22 protein-coding genes are annotated in these 20,186 nt (G+C 70.2%); 7 read left to right on the plus strand and 15 right to left on the minus strand.

The genetic code is table 11. The features are described 5' to 3' along the window. Nucleotides 1-70: 70 nt before the first annotated feature. The 4 genes from AB0937_RS04540 to AB0937_RS04555 all read right to left on the minus strand — a co-directional run bounded on the left by AB0937_RS04540 (nucleotide 71) and on the right by AB0937_RS04555 (nucleotide 2,571). Nucleotides 71-301, minus strand: coding sequence for a hypothetical protein (locus AB0937_RS04540; protein WP_366709449.1), 231 nt, complete (start codon nucleotides 299-301; stop codon nucleotides 71-73). Between the two features lie 141 nt (nucleotides 302-442). Next, a complete protein-coding gene (gene dapD / locus AB0937_RS04545) occupies nucleotides 443-1,432 on the minus strand; it encodes a 2,3,4,5-tetrahydropyridine-2,6-dicarboxylate N-succinyltransferase (protein ID WP_366709450.1) in 990 nt (329 codons plus the stop codon). Nucleotides 1,433-1,702: 270 nt separating this feature from the next. Then, a complete protein-coding gene (locus tag AB0937_RS04550) occupies nucleotides 1,703-2,251 on the minus strand; it encodes a TetR family transcriptional regulator (protein ID WP_366709451.1) in 549 nt (182 codons plus the stop codon). Then, on the minus strand, nucleotides 2,251-2,571 hold the full coding sequence (locus AB0937_RS04555; RefSeq protein WP_366709452.1) for a multidrug efflux SMR transporter: 321 nt from the start codon (nucleotides 2,569-2,571) through the stop codon (nucleotides 2,251-2,253). Before AB0937_RS04555 ends, AB0937_RS04550 begins: the two co-directional genes overlap by 1 nt. Nucleotides 2,572-2,773: 202 nt before the next feature. On the opposite strand from AB0937_RS04555, the gene AB0937_RS04560 reads away from it, so the two are divergent. Then, nucleotides 2,774-3,610: an AbfB domain-containing protein gene (locus tag AB0937_RS04560; protein ID WP_366709453.1), complete on the plus strand. Its 837-nt coding sequence runs from the start codon at nucleotides 2,774-2,776 to the stop codon at nucleotides 3,608-3,610. Nucleotides 3,611-3,667: 57 nt separating this feature from the next. Here the strand turns inward: AB0937_RS04560 and AB0937_RS04565 are convergent, their stop codons facing one another. Genes AB0937_RS04565 through AB0937_RS04600 form a run of 8 tightly spaced genes read right to left on the minus strand, consistent with a single transcriptional unit; the run spans nucleotide 3,668 to nucleotide 10,202 of the window. Further along, a complete protein-coding gene (locus AB0937_RS04565; RefSeq protein ID WP_028809645.1) occupies nucleotides 3,668-4,000 on the minus strand; it encodes a metal-sulfur cluster assembly factor in 333 nt (110 codons plus the stop codon). After that, nucleotides 3,997-4,467: a Fe-S cluster assembly sulfur transfer protein SufU gene (gene sufU / locus AB0937_RS04570; RefSeq protein ID WP_033310795.1), complete on the minus strand. Its 471-nt coding sequence runs from the start codon at nucleotides 4,465-4,467 to the stop codon at nucleotides 3,997-3,999. Before sufU ends, AB0937_RS04565 begins: the two co-directional genes overlap by 4 nt. Before the next feature lie 15 nt (nucleotides 4,468-4,482). Continuing rightward, the gene (locus AB0937_RS04575) at nucleotides 4,483-5,739 is read right to left on the minus strand and encodes a cysteine desulfurase (protein WP_366709454.1); all 1,257 of its coding nucleotides are present in this window, start codon (nucleotides 5,737-5,739) and stop codon (nucleotides 4,483-4,485) included. Further along, on the minus strand, nucleotides 5,736-6,500 hold the full coding sequence (sufC, locus tag AB0937_RS04580) for a Fe-S cluster assembly ATPase SufC (RefSeq protein ID WP_366709455.1): 765 nt from the start codon (nucleotides 6,498-6,500) through the stop codon (nucleotides 5,736-5,738). The genes AB0937_RS04575 and sufC overlap by 4 nt, the downstream gene beginning before the upstream one ends. A gap of 7 nt (nucleotides 6,501-6,507) precedes the next feature. Continuing rightward, complete coding sequence (locus AB0937_RS04585) at nucleotides 6,508-6,825, minus strand: non-heme iron oxygenase ferredoxin subunit (RefSeq protein WP_086561395.1); 318 nt, start codon at nucleotides 6,823-6,825, stop codon at nucleotides 6,508-6,510. Continuing rightward, nucleotides 6,822-8,006: a Fe-S cluster assembly protein SufD gene (sufD, locus tag AB0937_RS04590; protein ID WP_366709456.1), complete on the minus strand. Its 1,185-nt coding sequence runs from the start codon at nucleotides 8,004-8,006 to the stop codon at nucleotides 6,822-6,824. Before sufD ends, AB0937_RS04585 begins: the two co-directional genes overlap by 4 nt. A 55-nt stretch (nucleotides 8,007-8,061) precedes the next feature. Next, nucleotides 8,062-9,483: a Fe-S cluster assembly protein SufB gene (gene sufB / locus AB0937_RS04595; protein WP_053670664.1), complete on the minus strand. Its 1,422-nt coding sequence runs from the start codon at nucleotides 9,481-9,483 to the stop codon at nucleotides 8,062-8,064. After that, on the minus strand, nucleotides 9,480-10,202 hold the full coding sequence (locus AB0937_RS04600; RefSeq protein ID WP_366709457.1) for an ArsR family transcriptional regulator: 723 nt from the start codon (nucleotides 10,200-10,202) through the stop codon (nucleotides 9,480-9,482). The genes sufB and AB0937_RS04600 overlap by 4 nt, the downstream gene beginning before the upstream one ends. Before the next feature lie 161 nt (nucleotides 10,203-10,363). On the opposite strand from AB0937_RS04600, the gene AB0937_RS04605 reads away from it, so the two are divergent. From AB0937_RS04605 to AB0937_RS04620, 4 genes are read left to right on the plus strand one after another with little or no spacing between them, the layout of a single operon-like run. Continuing rightward, nucleotides 10,364-11,176, plus strand: coding sequence for an AAC(3) family N-acetyltransferase (locus tag AB0937_RS04605; RefSeq protein WP_366709458.1), 813 nt, complete (start codon nucleotides 10,364-10,366; stop codon nucleotides 11,174-11,176). A gap of 31 nt (nucleotides 11,177-11,207) precedes the next feature. Beyond that, nucleotides 11,208-12,131, plus strand: a complete 924-nt coding sequence (locus tag AB0937_RS04610; RefSeq protein ID WP_366709459.1) for an ABC transporter ATP-binding protein — start codon at nucleotides 11,208-11,210, stop codon at nucleotides 12,129-12,131. 56 nt (nucleotides 12,132-12,187) lie between these two features. Further along, the gene (locus AB0937_RS04615) at nucleotides 12,188-12,904 is read left to right on the plus strand and encodes an ABC transporter permease (RefSeq protein WP_366709723.1); all 717 of its coding nucleotides are present in this window, start codon (nucleotides 12,188-12,190) and stop codon (nucleotides 12,902-12,904) included. Between the two features lie 54 nt (nucleotides 12,905-12,958). Further along, entirely contained in the window at nucleotides 12,959-13,966 is a 1,008-nt protein-coding gene (locus AB0937_RS04620; RefSeq protein WP_366709460.1) for a COX15/CtaA family protein, read from the plus strand. On the opposite strand, the gene AB0937_RS04625 is transcribed toward AB0937_RS04620, so the two are convergent. From AB0937_RS04625 to AB0937_RS04635, 3 genes are all read right to left on the minus strand, one after another. Next, complete coding sequence (locus AB0937_RS04625; protein ID WP_366709461.1) at nucleotides 13,963-15,069, minus strand: amidohydrolase family protein; 1,107 nt, start codon at nucleotides 15,067-15,069, stop codon at nucleotides 13,963-13,965. The genes AB0937_RS04620 and AB0937_RS04625 overlap by 4 nt on opposite strands. Before the next feature lie 174 nt (nucleotides 15,070-15,243). Further along, a complete protein-coding gene (locus AB0937_RS04630) occupies nucleotides 15,244-15,576 on the minus strand; it encodes a hypothetical protein (RefSeq protein ID WP_366709462.1) in 333 nt (110 codons plus the stop codon). Nucleotides 15,577-15,642: 66 nt separating this feature from the next. After that, nucleotides 15,643-16,560 (minus strand): heme o synthase, encoded by a 918-nt coding sequence (locus AB0937_RS04635; RefSeq protein ID WP_202510631.1) that lies wholly within the window; start codon nucleotides 16,558-16,560, stop codon nucleotides 15,643-15,645. 383 nt (nucleotides 16,561-16,943) lie between these two features. On the opposite strand from AB0937_RS04635, the gene tkt reads away from it, so the two are divergent. Together tkt and tal are read left to right on the plus strand one after the other, a co-directional pair. Beyond that, nucleotides 16,944-19,031, plus strand: coding sequence for a transketolase (gene tkt / locus AB0937_RS04640; protein ID WP_366709463.1), 2,088 nt, complete (start codon nucleotides 16,944-16,946; stop codon nucleotides 19,029-19,031). A gap of 34 nt (nucleotides 19,032-19,065) precedes the next feature. Next, the gene (gene tal, locus AB0937_RS04645) at nucleotides 19,066-20,184 is read left to right on the plus strand and encodes a transaldolase (RefSeq protein ID WP_366709464.1); all 1,119 of its coding nucleotides are present in this window, start codon (nucleotides 19,066-19,068) and stop codon (nucleotides 20,182-20,184) included. Nucleotides 20,185-20,186: the final 2 nt, after the last annotated feature.

A 20,186-nucleotide genomic window follows, 5' to 3' on the forward strand; every position in this document is an offset into this window, starting at 1 on the left:
GGACGACAAAAGCGGGACGGCCCGCACCGCAGTCCTCTGCGGCACGGGCCGTCCCGTCTGCTCGGCCCGTTCAGTTCCAGGCGTATCCGTCCCCGAACAGCAGCGTGTGCTCCAGCACGTCCTCCGCCGGGTCGTCGACCTGTCCGACGTTGACGTTGACCAGACCGACCCGGTGACCGTTGTGGGAGCCGGTGTTGGTCTCGTCGGCGTGCGCGGCCCCCGCCGGCAGCCAGCCCACCCCCAGCGCCACGACGGCTCCCACCAGCAGGCGTGCCCCGGCACGCCCCCGCTCGTTCCTCATGCCCCGGTCCTCGTTTCATCGGTTCGGCGAATGATCGGACACTGCGTCCACCCGTTCATCTGCCGAAACCACCACGAGGTCACGCGGGGTCATCCGTACGGGATCGTGCCGGTACCGCCGGTCGTTGCGTGCGGCGTGGCTTCAGTTGTGGCTGTGCAGGATCTCGTTCAGTCCGCCCCACACCGCGTTGTTCGGACGGGCCTCGACCGTGCCGGTGACCGAGTTGCGGCGGAAGAGGATGTTGGAGGCGCCGGACAGCTCGCGGGCCTTGATGATCTGGCCGTCGGGCATGGTGACGCGGGTGCCGGCGGTGACGTAGAGGCCGGCCTCGACGACGCACTCGTCGCCGAGGGCGATGCCCACACCCGCCTCGGCGCCGATCAGGCAGCGCTCGCCGACGGAGATGATGACGTTGCCGCCGCCGGAGAGGGTGCCCATCGTGGAGGCGCCGCCGCCGATGTCCGAGCCGTCTCCGATCACGACACCGGCGGAGATGCGGCCCTCGACCATCGACGTGCCGAGGGTGCCGGCGTTGAAGTTGACGAAGCCCTCGTGCATGACGGTGGTGCCCTCGGCGAGGTGGGCGCCGAGGCGGACCCGGTCGGCGTCGGCGATCCGGACGCCCTTGGGGGCCACGTAGTCCGTCATGCGGGGGAACTTGTCGACGGAGGTCACCTGGAGGTGCAGGCCATCGGCGCGGGCGTTCAGGCGCACCTTCTCGAGGTCGTCGACGGCGACCGGGCCGAGCGAGGTCCAGGCGACGTTGGCGAGGAAGCCGAAGATGCCGTCCAGGCTCTGGCCGTGCGGCTTGACCAGGCGGTGGGAGAGCAGGTGCAGGCGCAGGTAGGCGTCGTGCGCGTCGATCGGCTTCTCGTCGAGCGAGGCGATGACCGTGCGGACCGCGACCACCTCGACGCCGCGGCGGGCGTCGGGGCCGATCGCCGCGGTCGCACCACCGCCGAGCAGCTCCGCGGCACGCTCGGCGGACAGCCGCTCGGTGCCGGACGGGCCGGGCTGGTCGGCCAGCTCGGGCGCGGGGAACCAGGTGTCGAGAACGGTGCCGTCGGCGGCGATCGTGGCGAGGCCGGCGGCCACGGCGCCGGTCGTGCGAGGAGCAGTCGTGTCGGTCATGAGGGCAACCTAACCGGCGGACACCGGTCGATGCGAACCGGTACGGAGGCATCTCACGGGACGGGCGGTATCCGCCCGGCGACGACACCCCTCAGCAGCACGGACGCCACGGGCCCGCCCCCGGGCAGCGCGGCACGGCCGGCGGGCCGGACGGTTGCGAGCCGGCCCCCGGGGCACCGTCACCGAAGCCCCGTGGGACGCCTCCGGAGCCCCACTCGAGACCCTCCCCGGCACCCCGCCGGAAGCCCTCCCGGCACCCCGCCGCCGGCATCACCCACCCACTCCCGCCAACACCCGCCTCAACACCTCCCGCGCATACTCCTCGTCGTACGGCACCCCCGTCAGCAGCACCTGCAGGCAGATTCCGTCGACGACCGCCACCAGTGCCCGGGCCGTCACCGGATCCGTGCGCCGCGACAGCACCTCGGCGACGCCCGCGGCCCACTCCGCGGCGACGGGCCGCAGCGCGGGACGGCGCAGGGCGGCCAGGTACAGCTCGTACTCCAGCTCCACCCCCGTGCGGTCGCCCGCGAGCCACTCCCCCATCAACGCGGCGAGATCGGAGGCGAGATCGGTGCGGGGGTCCTCCAGACCGCCGCGTGAGGCGACGACCTTGGCGAAGCCCTCGTTGGCCTGCCGCAGCGCGGCGACCAGCAGCTCGTCGAGGGTCTTGAAGTGGTAGGTCGTCGAACCGAGCGGCACGTCGGCCTCGGCGGCGGCGCTGCGGTGGCTCAGCCCCGCGATCCCCTTCGCCCCGACGACCCGGATCGCCGCGTCGATGATCCGCTGCCGCCGCTCGGGGTCGTGGCGCCGGGCCATCAGTGTGCTCCGCCCAGGTTCAGCACGACGACCCCGGCGATGATCAGCGCGATCCCGGCGGCCTTGGCCAGGGTCATACCCTCCCCCAGGAACGCGAACCCGATCGTGGCGATGGCGGCGGTGCCGACCCCGGCCCAGATCGCGTACGCCGTGCCGACCGAGACGGTCCTGAGGGTCTGCGCGAGCAGCGCGAAGGAGACGACGTACCCGAGGACGGTCAGCAGCGACGGCCCGAGCCTGCTGAAGCCGTCGCTGTACTTCATGGCGGTGGTCGCACCGACTTCGGCGGCGATGGCCCCGGCCAGCAGCAAATATCCCATATGTACGAGCGTACACAACGATCTGTACACCCGTACACAACGGCACCTTGATCACGAGGGGAAACCGCTCTCGCAACGGAGAGAAACCGCTCTCATCAAACGCGTCACAGACGTCCCGGACGTCCACTACGGTGTCACCGATCAAACACCGGTTCACCACAACTGCGCCGCCGTCAAGGGTGCCCCGCCGGAGGAACAGCGCATGGCAGCAGACAAGTCCCGGCCGCCACAGGACCGCCCCTGGGAGAGCGGCTGGGCCCCGGACACCACCCGGGCACCGGGCACCCGACGCCTCTGGCTGGCGGGTGCGCTGGCCCTGGCGACGATCACCGCGTGCGCCACGGCCGTCACGGTGATGAACAGCGAGTCCAGGGAGCCGGACCACCGTGCGGCCGAGCCGAACACGCTGAGCAGTTCGGCCCCGGGCGGCCTGATCTCCTTCGCGACCCCCTCCAAGGGCGGCGCCACGAAGCCCGGCGCGGACCGCGCCGAGCCGTCCCCCACACCCACCACCAGCGCTCCCACGGTCTCACCGAGCGCGAAGAAGCCCCAGACGAAGGCCCCGAAGCCGCCGAAGGCTTCCGCATCACCGTCGAAGCGCCCGAAGGCCCCGGCCGCCACCGGCATATCCATACGCGCGGTCAATTTCCCCGACCGCTACTGGCGGGTGCGCGACGGCTACGTGCGGCTCGACCACATCGGCTCGGGCTCCGAGCAGCGCGAGGACGCCACCTTCCGGCGCGTCGCCGGCCTCGCCGACCCGTCCTGCTACTCCTTCACCACCGCGGACGGCCGCTACCTCCGCCACCGCAGCTTCGTCCTGGTCGCCGACGGCAACGACGGCTCGTCGCTGTTCCGTCAGGACGCCACGTTCTGCCCCCGGGTCTGGTCCCGCTCGGGAACGCTCTCGCTGGAGTCGGTCAACTACCCGGGCCGCTTCCTGCGCCACCGCAACTTCCAGCTCCGCCTGGACCCCTTCGAGAACAGTCACCAGTACTACTCGGACGCGTCGTTCCAGATCGTGTCCGGACTGGGCTGAGCATGCGTGAGGGCGGCACCCGGACAGGGTGCCGCCCTCAGTCGCGCTCAGCGGGTCTCAGACGTTGAACCCGAGCGCCCGCAGCTGCTCGCGGCCGTCGTCGGTGATCTTGTCGGGGCCCCACGGGGGCATCCAGACCCAGTTGATGCGCAGCTCGCTCACGAGGCCGTCCGTGGCGGACTTCGCCTGGTCCTCGATGACGTCCGTCAGCGGGCAGGCCGCCGACGTCAGGGTCATGTCGAGCGTCGCGATGTTCGCGTCGTCGATGTGGATGCCGTAGATCAGGCCGAGGTTGACGACGTCGATGCCCAGCTCGGGGTCGACCACGTCGTACAGCGCCTCACGGACCTCTTCCTCCGAGGCCGGCTTCATCTCAACGGTCTCGCTCATGCCGTCGTCTCCTTCTCGGCGTCGGCTCCGCCCAGTACCTGGGCCGTCGCGTCCTTCCAGGCCATCCAGCTCAGCAGGGCGCACTTCACCCGGGCCGGGTACTTGGACACCCCGGCGAACGCGACCGCGTCCTCCAGGATGTCCTCCATCGCGTCGTCGGGTTCGAGCTTCCCCTTGGACTGCATCAGCTCCAGGAAGGTCTCCTGGATCTTCCGCGCGTCGGAGAGGTCCTTGCCGACGAGGAGGTCGTTCAGTACGGACGCACTCGCCTGGCTGATCGAACAGCCCTGGCCTTCGTACGAGACGTCCTCGATCGTGGTGCCGTCGTACTTCACGCGCAGCGTGATCTCGTCACCGCACGTCGGGTTGACGTGGTGCACCTCGGCGTCGCCATCCCGCAAGCCCCGCCCGTGCGGGTTCTTGTAGTGGTCCAGGATGACTTCCTGGTACATGGAGTCCAGTTTCACCGTCTAGCACACCCCTCAGCCGAAGAAGTTCCGTACGTGCTCCAGGCCGTCGACCAGTACGTCGATCTCGGCCGGCGTGGAGTACAGATAGAACGACGCTCGCGTGGTCGCAGGAATTCCGTAGCGCAGGCAGACCGGCCGCGCGCAGTGGTGGCCGACCCGGACCGCGATGCCCTGCTCGTCGAGGACCTGGCCCACGTCGTGCGGGTGGATGTCCCCGAGGGTGAAGGAGATCGCCGCGCCGCGCTCCTCGGCCGTGGTGGGGCCGATGATGCGCAGGTCGGGGACCTCCAGCAGCCGCTTGACCGCGTACTCGGTGAGTGCGTGCTCGTGGGCGAGGATCTTGTCCATGCCGATCGAGTTGAGGTAGTCGATCGCCGCGCCGAGACCGACCGCCTGGGCGATCGGGGGCGTGCCCGCCTCGAACTTGTGAGGCGCCGGGGCGTAGGTCGAGGAGTGCATCGACACCGTCTCGATCATCTCGCCGCCGCCGAGGAACGGGGGCAGGTCCTCCAGCAGCTCCTGGCGGCCCCAGAGGACGCCGATGCCGGTCGGGCCGCACATCTTGTGGCCGGTGAAGGCCACGAAGTCGGCCTGCAGGGCCTGCACGTCCAGCGGCATGTGCGGGGCGGCCTGGGAGGCGTCGACGCACACCAGCGCACCGACCTCCTGGGCGCGGCGCACGATCGCCTCGACCGGGTTCTGGGTGCCGAGGATGTTGGAGACCAGCACGAAGGAGACGATCTTCGTCTTCTCGGTGATGATCTGATCGATGTTCGACAGGTCGAGGCGGCCGTCGTCGGTGAGGCCGAACCACTTCAGCTTCGCGCCCGTGCGCTGCGCGAGCAGCTGCCACGGCACGATGTTGGAGTGGTGCTCCATCTCCGTGATGACGATCTCGGTCTCGGAGTCCACGCGGTAGGGCTCGTCGGCCCAGCCCAGCATGTTCGCCACGAGGTTGAGCGACTCCGAGGCGTTCTTGGTGAAGATCACCTCGTCACGGCTGGGCGCGTTGATGAACTCCGCGACCTTGTCGCGCGCTCCCTCGTACAGCGCCGTGGCCTCCTCGGCGAGCACATGCACACCGCGGTGGACGTTGGCGTTGTAGCGCTCGTAGTACTCGCTCAGGGCGTCCAGCACCTGGCGCGGCTTCTGGCTGGTCGCCGCGTTGTCCAGGTACACGAGCTTCCGGCCGTCGTGGACCTGACGGTCCAGGATGGGGAAGTCCTTGCGGATCGCCTCGGTGTCGAGGAGGCCCGGCAGCTGTGTCACGCGGATGCGCCACCCTTCGTGTAAACCTCGTATCCCTCGTTCTCCAGCTTGTCGGCGAGCTCGGCGCCGCCGGACTCGACGATCCGGCCGCCGGAGAAGACATGCACGTGGTCGGGCTTGATGTAGCGGAGGATGCGCGTGTAGTGCGTGATCAGCAGCGTGCCGACCTCGCCCGTCTCGCGCACGCGGTTCACGCCCTCCGACACGACGCGCAGGGCGTCGACGTCGAGGCCGGAGTCGGTCTCGTCGAGGATCGCCACCTTGGGCTTCAGGAGCTCCAGCTGGAGGATCTCGTGGCGCTTCTTCTCACCGCCGGAGAAGCCCTCGTTGACGTTGCGCTCGGCGAAGGCGGGGTCCATGTTGAGGCGGTCCATGGCCTCCTTGACCTCCTTCACCCAGGTGCGCAGCTTGGGGGCCTCGCCGCGGACGGCGGTGGCGGAGGTGCGCAGGAAGTTCGACACGGAGACACCCGGGACCTCGACCGGGTACTGCATCGCGAGGAACAGGCCGGCGCGGGCGCGCTCGTCGACGGACATCTCCAGGACGTCCTCGCCGTCGAGGGTGACGGTGCCGCTGGTGATCGTGTACTTCGGGTGACCCGCGAGGGAGTAGGCGAGGGTCGACTTGCCGGAGCCGTTGGGGCCCATGATGGCGTGCGTCTCGCCCTGCTTCACGGTGAGGTCGACGCCCTTGAGGATCTCCTTCGTGGCGTTGTCGGCCTCGACGGTGACGTGCAGGTCTCGGATTTCAAGCGTTGCCATGGGTGCCTCAGGACTCCTGGGTGAGGGAGACGAGCACGTCGTCCCCTTCGATCTTTACGGGGTATACGGGGACGGGGCGCGTCGCCGGTAGGGCGTCGGGCTTGCCGGAGCGGAGGTCGAAGCGCGAGCCGTGCAGCCAGCACTCGATGTGGCAGTCGTCGACCTCGCCCTCCGACAGGGAGACGTTCGCGTGCGAGCAGATGTCGTGGATCGCGAACACCTCGCCCTCGGTCTGCACGATGGACAGGGGCGTGCCGTCGAGCTCCACCCGTTTCGGGGTGTCCTCCTCCAGCTCGCCCAGTCCACAGGCGCGTACGAAGGTCATGCGACCGCCGCCTCCAGCTCCTCCTCGATCCGGGCGATCAGGCGCTCCTCGATGTCGGGGAGGCCGATCTGCTGGACCAGCTCGGCGAAGAAGCCGCGGACCACCAGCCGGCGGGCCTCGTGCTCCGGGATGCCGCGGGCCATGAGGTAGAAGAGCTGCTCGTCGTCGAAGCGGCCGGTCGCCGAGGCGTGGCCGGCGCCGACGATCTCGCCGGTCTCGATCTCGAGGTTCGGTACGGAGTCCACGCGCGCCCCGTCGGTGAGGACCAGGTTGCGGTTCATCTCGTACGTGTCCGTACCCTCGGCCGTGGCCTCGATGAGCACGTCACCGATCCACACCGCGTGCGCGTCGTCGCCCTGGAGCGCGCCCTTGTAGACGACGTTGGACTTGCAGTGCGGGACGTTGTGGTCGACCAGGAGGCGGTGCTCCTGGTGCTGGCCCTGGTCGGTGAAGTACAGGCCGAACAGTTCGGCCTCGCCGCCGGGGCCGGCGTAACTCACGCGCGGGTGCAGCCGGACGACGTCGCCGCCGAAGGTGACGACGACCGACTTGAAGGAGGCGTCGCGGCCGACGAGCGCGTTGTGCTGGGCGACGTGGACGGCCTTCTCGTCCCAGTCCTGGACGGAGACGACGGTGAGCTTGGCGCCGTCGCCCAGGATGTAGTCGACATTGGCGGCGAGCACGGCGTCGCCGGTGTGGTCGATGACCACGACGGCCTCGGCGAAGGCGCCCAGCTCGATCACCTGGTGGCCGAAGCGGGTGCCGCCCTCGCCGTGCACCGAGATGCGGATGGGCTCGGTGAGGACGGTCTCCTTGGGGACGGTCACGACCGAGGCCTTCTCGAACGCCGAGTAGGCCTGGGCGGCGACCCGGTCCACCGGGGTGCCCGCCTTGCCGAGCCGCGCGTCGTCACGGCCGACGGCCTCGACGATGACGCCCTCGGGGGCCTTGACCTCGACCTTCACACCGTTGCCGGTGGTGGCGGCGGTGCCGTCGTGCAGGCCGCGCAGGCGCTCCAGCGGGGTGAACCGCCACTCCTCCTCACGGCCGTGAGGGACGGGGAAGTCCGCCACGTCGAAGGAGGGGGGCGCGCTCATGCGGGTGGCGACGGTCGACTCCGCGGCGACCGCGATCGAGCCCGCGGTGGTGGATCCCACGGGGATGTTCTGGGCCTCAGCCATGGCTGTCGTAGTGCTCGCTTTCCGTTACGTAAGGACTTGATGGACCGCGGTGGGATCAGCCGACCGCGCCCTCCATCTGCAGCTCGATCAGCCGGTTGAGCTCCAGCGCGTACTCCATGGGGAGTTCCTTGGCGATGGGCTCGACGAAACCGCGCACGATCATCGCCATGGCCTCGTCCTCGCTCAGGCCGCGGCTCATCAGGTAGAAGAGCTGGTCCTCGGAGACCTTGGAGACGGTCGCCTCATGGCCCATGGACACGTCGTCCTCGCGGACGTCCACGTAGGGGTAGGTGTCCGAGCGGGAGATGGTGTCGACGAGCAGCGCGTCGCAGAGCACGTTCGACTTGGAGCCCGGGGCGCCCTCGCCGATCTCGATGAGACCGCGGTAGGAGGTGCGGCCACCGCCGCGCGCGACGGACTTCGAGACGATGTTGGACGACGTGTTCGGCGCCATGTGGACCATCTTGGCGCCCGCGTCCTGGTGCTGGCCCTCGCCCGCGAAGGCGATGGACAGGGTCTCGCCCTTGGCGTGCTCGCCCATCAGGTAGACGGCCGGGTACTTCATCGTCACCTTGGAGCCGATGTTGCCGTCGACCCACTCCATGGTCGCGCCCTCGTAGGCGACGGCGCGCTTGGTGACCAGGTTGTAGACGTTGTTCGACCAGTTCTGGATGGTCGTGTAGCGGCAGCGGGCGTTCTTCTTGACGATGATCTCGACGACCGCGGAGTGCAGCGAGTCCGACTTGTAGATCGGGGCGGTGCAGCCCTCGACGTAGTGCACGTAGGCACCCTCGTCGACGATGATCAGGGTCCGCTCGAACTGGCCCATGTTCTCCGTGTTGATGCGGAAGTAGGCCTGGAGCGGGATCTCCACGTGGACGCCCGGCGGCACGTAGATGAAGGAGCCGCCCGACCACACGGCGGAGTTCAGCGACGCGAACTTGTTGTCACCGACGGGGATGACGGTCCCGAAGTACTCCTTGAAGAGCTCCGGGTGCTCCTTCAGCGCGGTGTCGGTGTCGAGGAAGATGACGCCCTGCTCCTCCAGGTCCTCGCGGATCTGGTGGTAGACGACCTCCGACTCGTACTGCGCGGCGACACCGGCGACGAGGCGCTGCTTCTCCGCCTCGGGGATGCCGAGCTTGTCGTACGTGGCCTTGATGTCCTCGGGCAGGTCCTCCCAGGACTCCGCCTGCTTCTCCGTGGAGCGCACGAAGTACTTGATGTTGTCGAAGTCGATGCCGGAGAGGTCCGAGCCCCAGTTCGGCATGGGCTTCTTCTCGAACAGGCGCAGGCCCTTGAGGCGGAGCTTGGTCATCCACTCCGGCTCGCTCTTCTTGTCGGAGATGTCCCGGACGACGTCCTCGTTGATGCCGCGCTTGGCAGAGGCGCCGGCCGTGTCGGAGTCGGCCCAGCCGTACTCGTACTTGCCCAGGCCCTCCAGCTCGGGGTGGGCAGTCTCCGTGGGGAGAGTCATGCGGGGTTCCTCCCGGCCGTGCTTGCAGATGCGTTGTGGGAAATCTTGGGGATGAACGTCGTGCAGACGCCGTCGCCGTGCGCGATGGTGGCGAGCCGCTGTACATGCGTACCGAGCAGCTCGGCGAAAAATTCCGTTTCCGCCTCGCACAGTTGCGGAAACTGCTCGGCGACGTGGGCGACCGGGCAGTGGTGCTGGCAGAGCTGCTCACCCTGCTGCGGGTGGGGCGCGCTGCGCGCCGTAGCAGCGTACCCGTCGGCACTCAGGGCCTTGGCCAGCGCTTCGGTCCGCTTCTCGGGCGTGGCGCCCTCGACCGCCCGGCGGTAGGCGCCGGCCTGTGCGGCGATCCTGGCGCGGGCGAACGCGGCGATCGCCTCGTTGCCGCCCTCGCGGTCGGCGATCCAGCGCAGGGCGTCGGCGGCCAGCGTGTCGTACGACTGGTCGAAGGCGTCCCGGCCGCAGTCCGTCAGGGCGAACACCTTGGCCGGCCGGCCGCGGGTCCGCGCCCCGTACACGCGCTGCTCGCGCGCCTCCACGACACCGTCGCCCGTGAGGGCGTCGAGGTGCCGGCGCACGGCCGCCTGGGTGAGGCCCAGCCGCTCGGCGAGCTCGGCGACGGTCGAGGGGCCGTGGTCCAGGATGGACCTGGCGACGCGGTTGCGGGTGGACCGCTCCCCGGTCGCCAGCTCCTCGTGGGGTGCCTCGCCGACGTTTTTCACAACGCCATTGTTGCGTAATTCCTCCGGACCCGGCAAGCCGCGCTCATGGCACCCGACGGTGCCCTACGTCACTTAGGTAAACCTAATCTGACCTGCGGAAACGATCTCTGATCGATCAAACGGGTGGCAGGTGGCAGTCGTTTCGGGGACACTCCACAACCATGCCCACACCCCCTCCGACCGGCCCTCTTGTCACCCGCGAGACGCTCCGGGCGCAGCTCGAAGAGCTGGGCGTGCGCCCGGGCGAGACCCTCCTCGTGCACTCCTCGCTCAGCGCCCTCGGCTGGGTCAACGGCGGCGCCGTCGCGGTGGTGCAGGGACTGCTCGACGCGCTCGGTCCCGAGGGGACACTCGTGGTCCCCACCCAGACCGGCGACCTGTCCGACCCCGCCCTGTGGAGCAACCCGCCCGTGCCCCGGGAATGGTGGGCGGCCATCCGCGCCACCATGCCCGCCTACGACCCGCGGATCACGCCCAGCCGCGGGGTCGGCGTCGTCCCGGAGACCGTGCGCACCTGGCCCGGCGCGCTGCGCAGCGCCCATCCGCAGACCTCCTTCGCTGCGCTCGGCCCCCGCGCGGCGGCGGTCCTCGACGGGCACGCGCCCGACTGCCGGCTCGGTGAGCGCAGCCCGCTGGCGAGGCTGGAGGCGATGGGCGCCCGGGTGCTGCTGCTCGGCGCCGGCTACGCCTCCTGCACGAGCTTCCACCTCGCCGAGTACCGGATACCGTCTCCGCGCGTCGCCGTCGGCCGGCCGGGTCCGGAGGGCTGGGAGACCGTGACCGAGGTGTCGATCAGCTCGGACCGTTTCGACGAGCTGGGCTACGACTTCGAACGGGACCGCCCCGTCGTCCGCGGAAAGGCCGGCGCCGCCGAGGTGCGGCTGTTCCCGGTGGCGGACGCGGTGGCCTACGCCGAGCGGTGGCTGGCGGTCCACCGGCCCCGTGATGAGGAATTCCTCCACCCGCCGGTCTGAGCCCTGGCCGGCCTCCCTAGACTCTGGACCCATGCGAAGTGAGCCCGTGATCCAGGTCCAGGCCCTGGTGAAGCGGTACGGCACGAAGACCGCGGTGGACGGGCTCGACCTGGTGGCCCGGACGGGCGTGACCGCCGTGCTCGGCCCCAACGGGGCGGGCAAGACGACCACGGTCGAGACCTGCGAGGGGTACCGGAAGCCGGACTCCGGCACGGTGCGCGTCCTGGGCCTCGACCCGGTGAGACAGTCCGGGGAGCTGCGGCCGCGCATCGGCGTGATGCTCCAGTCCGGCGGCGTCTACTCGGGCTCCCGGGCCGACGAGATGCTCCGCCACGTGGCGAAACTGCACGCGCACCCCCTGGACGTGGACGCGCTGATCGAGCGCCTGGGCCTCGGCTCCTGCGGCCGTACGACGTACCGGCGGCTGTCCGGCGGGCAGCAGCAGCGGCTGGCGCTGGCCATGGCCGTGGTCGGGCGGCCGGAACTGGTCTTCCTCGACGAGCCGACCGCCGGACTCGACCCGCAGGCCCGCCGCGCCACCTGGGACCTCGTGCGGGACCTGCGCGCCGACGGCGTCTCCGTGGTGCTCACCACCCACTACATGGACGAGGCCGAGCAGCTCGCGGACGACGTGGCGATCATCGACTCCGGCCGGGTCATCGCCCAGGGCTCCCCCGAGGAGCTGTGCCGCGGCGGCGCCGAGAACACGCTGCGCTTCACGGGCCGGCCGGGCCTCGACGTGGGGTCCCTGCTGAAGGCCCTGCCCGCCGACTGCTCGGCCGCCGAGCTGACGCCCGGCTCCTACCGGGTCGTCGGCAAGGTCGACCCCCAGCTGCTCGCGACGGTCACCTCCTGGTGCGCCCAGCACGGCGTGATGCCGGAGAAGATCTCCGTCGAGCGGCACACCCTGGAGGACGTCTTCTTGGAGCTCACCGGCAAGGAGCTGCGCTCGTGACCGCCACCGGCCCCGGGACGTACACGCCGAAGCCCGGCGCGGCGCCCCTCCCCCGCATGATCGCGGCGCAGGCCGCGCTCGAGACGAAGATGCTGCTGCGCAACGGCGAGCAGCTGCTGCTGACCGTCGTCATCCCGACCCTGCTCCTGGTGCTGTTCAGCACCGTGGACATCGTCGACACCGGCGCCGGCGAGGCGGTCGACTTCCTGACGCCCGGCATCCTCGCGCTCGCGGTGATGTCGACCGCGTTCACCGGCCAGGCCATCGCCACCGGCTTCGAGCGCCGCTACGGCGTGCTGAAGCGGCTCGCCTCCTCGCCCCTGCCCCGCTGGGGCCTGATGACGGCGAAGACGGTGTCGGTCCTGGTCACCGAGGTGCTCCAGGTGATCCTGCTCACGGTGATCGCCTTCGCCCTCGGCTGGTCCCCGCACGGCAACCCGGTCGCCGTGCTGCTGCTCCTGGTCCTCGGCACGGCGGCCTTCTCGGGCCTGGGTCTGCTGATGGCCGGAACGCTGAAGGCCGAGGCGACGCTGGCCGCGGCCAACCTGGTGTTCCTGCTGCTCCTCGTGGGCGGCGGGGTCGTCGTGCCGCTCGACAAGTTCCCCTCCGGCGCGCAGGACGTGCTGGGCCTGCTGCCGATCTCGGCACTGTCCGGCGGGCTGCGGGACGTGCTCCAGCACGGCGCCGGGATGCCCTGGGGCGATCTGGGGATCCTGGCCGTGTGGGCGGTCCTGGGCCTGGCGGCGGCCGGGAAGTTCTTCCGCTGGGAGTAGGGACGGCGTCCTGTGACGGACCCTCGTGAACGCATGCACAAGCGGCGGCCTACGATGGTTCGCGTGCCACACGTGACCCGCGCCGACGCCCAGGCCGCCCTGCGCAACCCGCTCGCCTTCATCGCCGAGCGCTGGACCCCGGAACCCCGGACGGTCCGGCGCGCGGCCCTCTCCGCACTGCTGATGTCGGTGATCATCGTCGTCACCGGCGGCGCCGTACGGCTGACCGGCTCGGGCCTGGGCTGCCCGACCTGGCCCAAGTGCACCGACGACTCGCTCACCGCCACCAGCGCGATGGGCGTCCACGGCGCGATCGAGTTCGGCAACCGCATGCTGACGTACGCGCTGTGCGCCGCCGTCGGCTGGGCGATCATCGCCGCACGCTCGCAGAAGCCGTACCGGCGGGGCCTCGTGCGGCTGGGCTGGGCGCAGTTCTGGATCGTGATGAGCAACGCGATCCTCGGCGGCATCGTGGTGCTGGTCGGTCTCAACCCGTACACGGTCGCCGCCCACTTCGTGGCGACGTCCGCGCTCATCGCGGTCGCCACGGTGATGTGGCAGCGCGCGCGGGAGGGCGACGCGGCGCCGCGCCCGCTGGTCGGCAAGGCCGTGCAGCAGCTGGTGTGGTTCCTGGTCGCGGCGGCCGTCCTGCTCATCCTGGTCGGCACGGTCGTCACCGGCGCGGGCCCGCACGCGGGCGACTCCAGCGAGGTCGAGCGGATGCCGGTCGACTGGGAGACGGTCAGCAAACTGCACGCCGTGCTGGCGTGGATCGTGGTGACGCTGACCTTCGCCCTGTGGTTCGTCCTGAAGGCGGTCGACGCGCCGAGGAACCCGCTGAACCGCACCCGCGAGCTGTTCCTGATCCTGCTCGCGCAGGGCGTCATCGGGTACGTCCAGTACTTCACGGACCTGCCCGAGATCCTGGTCGGTGCGCACATGCTGGGCTCGGCCGTGATGTGGATCTGGGTGCTGCGGGTGGTGCTGTCGCTGCGGGAACGGCCGGAGACCGTGGCCGGCCTGCCCGGCCCCACCGCCGAGGCGACCCTGACCAAGGCCTAACCGAGGCCGTACACCCGGCGCGCGTTCCCCGACGCCAGCATGCCCGCCACCCGCTGCGCGTCGGCCAGTGACCAGGCGCCCTCGGCGACCCAGGTGCCCAGCACCCGCCCCAGGGCCTCGCGGAACAGCCGGGCGCCCACCACGTGCAGTTCGGGCAGCCCCCGCGCGCCGGTGGAGAAGAGGATCTTGCCGAAGGGGGCCAGTTCCAGGATCTCCGCGAGGACGGCCGCGGCCCGGGCGCCCGTGCGGACCAGGGCGGCGCCGCAGTCCACCTGGACGTGCGGGAACACACCGGCCAGATGGGCGGCCTGCCGGTGGTACGGGTAGCCGTGCAGCAGGACAAGGTCCGTGCCGAGACCGGCGGTGGCCCGTACGAAGTCCGTCAGCAGCACGGGGTCCGTACGGTCGGTCCGCGGCCCCGGTGCGCCCAGCCCCGCGTGCAGCTGAAGCGGCAGCCCCGAGGCGACCGCGCTCCACAGCAGATGCCGTAACAGCACCGGGTCGCTCAGTTCACCGCCGACGCCGCGCCCGGCGAGCCAGCGGCCGGCCGCGCCGCGCACCTCCCCCGGCCCGGGCGGCTCCGGAGCCAGCGCGAGGCCGTGCCGTACGCCGGCGAACGAGGTGAAGGCGACGGCGTGCGCGGCGGCCGCGTGCACCGACTCTGCGAGGTTCGCGAGGAAGGACTCGACGCTTCCGGAAGTGTCGGCGACCTGCTCGGCGAGGAGTTCCAGGCGCACGATCTCGCGGGCCTCCGCGGCTCCCGCGCCGGCCAGGTCACCGGGTTGCGTCAGGTCGCCGGGCAGGCCGGTGTCGACCAGGTACGTCGTGATGCCGCTGCCGCGCAGGAGGCGGCGGCCCGACTCCAGGACGCCCAGTTCCCGGCGGCGGGCCAGGTAGCGGGCGGGTGCGCAGTGGGGTTCGAGGCCGAGCAGGGGCGGGCACCAGCGCCGCACGGCGAAGCCGGTCTGCGTGTCGAAGAGGGTGGTGCCGGGGGCGGGCGGGCCCTCGGTGTGACCGAGGTGGGCCTCGAAGGTGCCGAGGCCCAGCTCCGTGCGGAGTACTCCGTGGCAGTACTGGTCCACCAGTGACGGCGTTTCGATCATCCGGGCCTCCCGGTGTGGACCCTGTTGCTCTCAAGGGTCCTAACGGGTGAACCGGGTTCGAGGTCGCGGTCCCGGGGCGCGCGGCCGGTGCCGTACGGCGGATGCGCACCGGAGGGGACTGGCCTCGCCCACGCGGCGGAGCCGCACGTCGATGCAGCCCCGCGCCCAGGAGGGTCAGTCGTTCTTGGGTCCGCCTACCTGGATCCCCGCCATGCGGCTCCACTCGTAGCGGCCCGTCTTCACCTTCGCCGCGAAGTCGCCGTCGAAGGACTCGTGGCGGGTGATGCCCGACTTGGCCACCGCCTGCTCGGCGATCTCGAAGGAGGGGGCGACCAGGTCGCCCCAGTTGCCGTCCTCGCCGACCAGGACGATACGGGCGCCGCGCTCGCCGAGGTAGGCGACCTGGCCCTCGGCGCCGCCGTGGGCCTTGGAGAAGGAGGAGATCTGCTTGGCCAGCCGGGCCACCTTGCGCTCGGCCTTCGGGTCAACCTGCTGCGTGTCTGCCATGACCAGGATGCTACTCACCAGTAGATCGACTGGCGAGGGCAGGGCTCTGTGACGTACGTCCGTGCGTCAGCGCAGGAAGGGGTCGACCGCGACCGCGACGAAGAGCAGCGACACATAGGTGATCGACCAGTGGAACAGGCGCATCTCCTTCAGCTTCGCGCCCGTCACCTCCGCCTTCGCGCGGTTCTGCAGGCCGTGCGCCTCCCAGAGCCAGAAGCCGCCCGCCAGCAGGGCCACCGAGGTGTAGAACCAGCCGGTGTAGCCGAGGGGGGTGAGCAGGAGCGAGACGCCGACCATGACCCAGCTGTAGATCACGATCTGCTTGGCGACCACCTTGTTGGAGGCGACCACCGGCAGCATGGGCACGCCCACGCGCGCGTAGTCCTCCTTGACCTTCATGGACAGCGGCCAGTAGTGCGGCGGCGTCCAGAAGAACATGACCATGAAGAGGATGACCGGCGCCCAGGACATGGAGTTCGTGACCGAGGACCAGCCGATCAGCACCGGCAGGCAGCCGGCGATGCCGCCCCACACGATGTTCTGCGAGGTGCGGCGCTTGAGGATCATCGTGTAGACGACGACGTAGAACAGGAGCGCACCGAGGGCGAGCCACGCGCTCAGCCAGTTGACGGTGAGGCCGAACAGCAGCGTCGAGGCGACGGCCAGCGTGATGCCGAAGGCCAGGCACTCGCGCGGGCTGACCATGCCGGTGACCAGCGGCCGCTGCGAGGTGCGGTCCATCAGCGCGTCGATGTCACGGTCGATGTACATGTTGAGCGCGTTGGCGCCGCCCGCGGACATGTAGCCGCCGAGGCACGTCAGCAGCACCAGGGTCAGGTCGGGCACGCCCTGCTGCGCCAGGAACATCACCGGCACCGTCGTGATCAGCAGCAGCTCGATGATCCGCGGCTTGGTGAGAGCCACGAATGCCATGACACGGGCCCCGAGCGGCCGGTGGGCCGGGCTCTGGTCCGCCCCGGTCATCCCCGCTGGACGGGATTCAACGGCCGTCACGCACACCCCTACAGAGACATCCCAGCAAGCCTCACCGCTGTGAAGTCCCGGTAAAGGCTCGCGCGTACCACGCCACTTTAGACGTTGCCCAGACTCGGGCATTCGCGGGGGTCGGCTCGTGTTGCCGGACGCCTTCGGAAGGGCGCTTGGAAGCTCGATTGAGCACCCGGATGAGCGGCTCCGTATTCACCTGTCGAATGCGGTACGGCCCAGTCAGGAGGCGGATCGGGATCCGCCCCGGCACTCTTGAGTGACTCGAAAAAACGCACGTCCCACGGGGGTAGGCTCGACTGCGGCCGGTGGGCGCCCCGATACACCGGCATCCGACATGTGGAGAGGAGCCCTGACCCAGGGTGAGCACCAAGCCGACCACCACAGACCTCGAGTGGACCGAGTTGGACCAGCGGTCCGTCGACACCGCGCGTGTCCTGGCCGCCGATGCCGTACAGAAGGTCGGTAACGGCCATCCGGGTACGGCGATGAGCCTGGCGCCTGCCGCCTACACCCTCTTCCAGAAGGTGATGCGCCACGACCCGGCCGACGCCGACTGGGTCGGACGGGACCGCTTCGTGCTGTCCGCCGGCCACTCGTCCCTGACCCTCTACACCCAGCTGTACCTGGCCGGCTTCGGCCTGGAGCTGGACGACCTGAAGTCCTTCCGCACCTGGGGCTCGAAGACCCCCGGTCACCCCGAGTACGGGCACACGACCGGTGTGGAGACGACGACCGGGCCGCTCGGCCAGGGTGTCGCCAACGCGGTGGGCATGGCGATGGCCGCCCGCTACGAGCGCGGCCTGTTCGACCCGGAGGCCGCCGAGGGCGAGTCGCCGTTCGACCACTTCATCTACTGCATCGCCGGTGACGGCTGCCTCCAGGAGGGCATCTCCGCCGAGGCGTCCTCGATGGCGGGCCACCAGAAGCTCGGCAACCTGATCCTGCTGTGGGACGACAACCACATCTCGATCGAGGGCGACACCGAGACGGCCGTCTCCGAGGACACCGTCAAGCGGTACGAGGCGTACGGCTGGCACGTGCAGCGCGTGGAGCCGAAGGCCGACGGCGACCTGGACCCCGCCGCGATCTTCGAGGCGATCCAGCAGGCCAAGGCCGTCACGGACAAGCCGTCGTTCATCGCGATGCGCTCGATCATCGCCTGGCCGGCCCCGAACGCGCAGAACACCGAGGCCGCGCACGGCTCGGCGCTCGGCGAGGACGAGGTCGCGGCGACCAAGCGCGTCATGGGCTTCGACCCGGAGCAGACCTTCGAGGTCTCCGACGAGGTCATCAAGCACACCCGCAAGGCGCTGGAGCGGGGCCAGGCGGCCCGCGCGGTGTGGGAGAAGGCCTACCAGCAGTGGCGGGACAACAACCCCGAGCGCGCCGCGGAGTACGACCGCGTCGCCAAGGGCGAGCTGCCCCAGGGCTGGGAGGAGAAGATCCCGGTCTTCGAGGTCGGCAAGGGTGTGGCCACGCGTGCCGCCTCCGGCAAGATCCTCCAGGCGCTCGGCGGCGTCATCCCCGAGCTGTGGGGCGGCTCGGCCGACCTGGCCGGCTCCAACAACACGACCATCGACAAGACCAGCTCCTTCCTCCCGGCGGACAACCCGCTGCCGGAGGCGGACCCGTACGGCCGCACGATCCACTTCGGGATCCGCGAGCACGCGATGGCCGCCGAGATGAACGGCATCGCGCTGCACGGCAACACCCGCGTCTACGGCGGCACGTTCCTGGTCTTCTCCGACTACATGCGCAACGCGGTGCGGCTGTCGGCGCTGATGCACCTGCCGGTGACGTACGTGTGGACGCACGACTCCATCGGCCTCGGCGAGGACGGCCCGACGCACCAGCCGGTCGAGCACCTCGCGTCGCTGCGCGCGATCCCGGGCCTGAACCTGGTGCGCCCGGCGGACGCCAACGAGACCGCGATCGCCTGGCGCGAGATCCTCAAGCGCTGGACGAAGGAGTTCGGCAAGGGGCAGCCGCACGGACTGGCGCTGACGCGTCAGGGTGTGCCGACGTACGCGCCCAACGAGGATGCGGCGAAGGGCGGTTACGTCCTGTTCGACGCGGAGGGCGGCGAGCCCGAGGTGATCCTCATCGCCACCGGCTCGGAGGTGCACGTCGCCGTCGAGGCGCGCGAGCAGCTCCAGGGCGCCGGCGTGCCCACGCGCGTCGTGTCCATGCCGTCGGTGGAGTGGTTCGAGCAGCAGGACCAGGGGTACCGGGACAGCGTCCTGCCGCCGTCCGTCCGGGCCCGCGTCGCGGTGGAGGCCGGTATCGGGCTCACCTGGCACAAGTACGTGGGGGACGCCGGCCGCATCGTTTCCCTGGAGCACTTCGGTGCTTCGGCCGACGGCAAGGTCCTCTTCCGCGAGTTCGGTTTCACTCCCGAGAACGTGGCCGCCGCCGCGCGGGAATCGATCGCCGCAGCTCAGCGCTGACGCTCATATACGACACGTAGGAGATGGAATTTCCATGACAGACGCACTCAAGCGCCTCTCCGAGGAAGGCGTGGCGATCTGGCTGGACGACCTGTCGCGCAAGCGGATCACGTCCGGCAACCTCGCCGAGCTGATCGACCAGCAGCACGTCGTGGGCGTCACCACCAACCCCTCGATCTTCCAGAAGGCGATCTCGCAGGGCGACGGCTACGACACGCAGCTGACCGACCTCGCCGCCCGCAAGGTCACCGTCGAAGAGGCCATCCGCATGATCACCACGGCGGACGTCCGCGACGCCGCCGACATCCTGCGCCCGGTCTTCGACGCCACCGGCGGCCAGGACGGCCGGGTCTCGATCGAGGTCGACCCGCGCCTGGCGCACAACACGCGGGCCACGGTCGCCGAGGCCAAGCAGCTCGCCTGGCTGGTGGACCGGCCCAACACCCTCATCAAGATCCCGGCGACCGAGGCGGGCATCCCGGCCATCGCCGAGACCATCGGCCTGGGCATCAGCGTCAACGTCACGCTGATCTTCTCGCTGGAGCGCTACCGCCTGGTCATGGACGCGTTCCTGACCGGTCTGGAGAAGGCCAAGGAGCGCGGCCTGGACCTGTCGCAGATCCATTCCGTGGCCTCGTTCTTCGTGTCCCGCGTGGACACCGAGATCGACAAGCGGATCGACGCGCTGGGCACCGACGAGGCCAAGGCGGCGCGCGGCAAGGCCGGCGTGGCCAACGCCCGGCTGGCCTACCAGGCCTACGAGGAGGTCTTCTCCTCCGACCGCTGGAACGCCCTGGAGAGGGCCGGCGCCAACAAGCAGCGTCCGCTCTGGGCGTCCACCGGCGTGAAGGACAAGGCGTACAAGCCCACCCTGTACGTCGACGAGCTGGTCGCGCCGAACACGGTGAACACCATGCCCGAGGCGACCCTGTTCGCCACGGAGGAGCAGGGCGAGATCCGCGGCAACGCCGTCGCCGGCACGTACGAGCAGGCCCGCGCCGACCTCGACGCGGTCGAGAAGCTCGGGATCAAGTACGACGACGTGGTCCGGCTGCTGGAGGACGAGGGCGTCGAGAAGTTCGAGGCGTCCTGGAACGACCTGCTGAAGTCGACCGAGGCCGAACTTCAGCGCCTCGCCCCTTCGGAGGGCTGAAC

Origin of the sequence: Streptomyces sp. NPDC047880 (genome assembly GCF_040706515.1) — a bacterium.
In the GTDB taxonomy this organism is placed as follows: Bacteria; Actinomycetota; Actinomycetes; order Streptomycetales; family Streptomycetaceae; genus Streptomyces.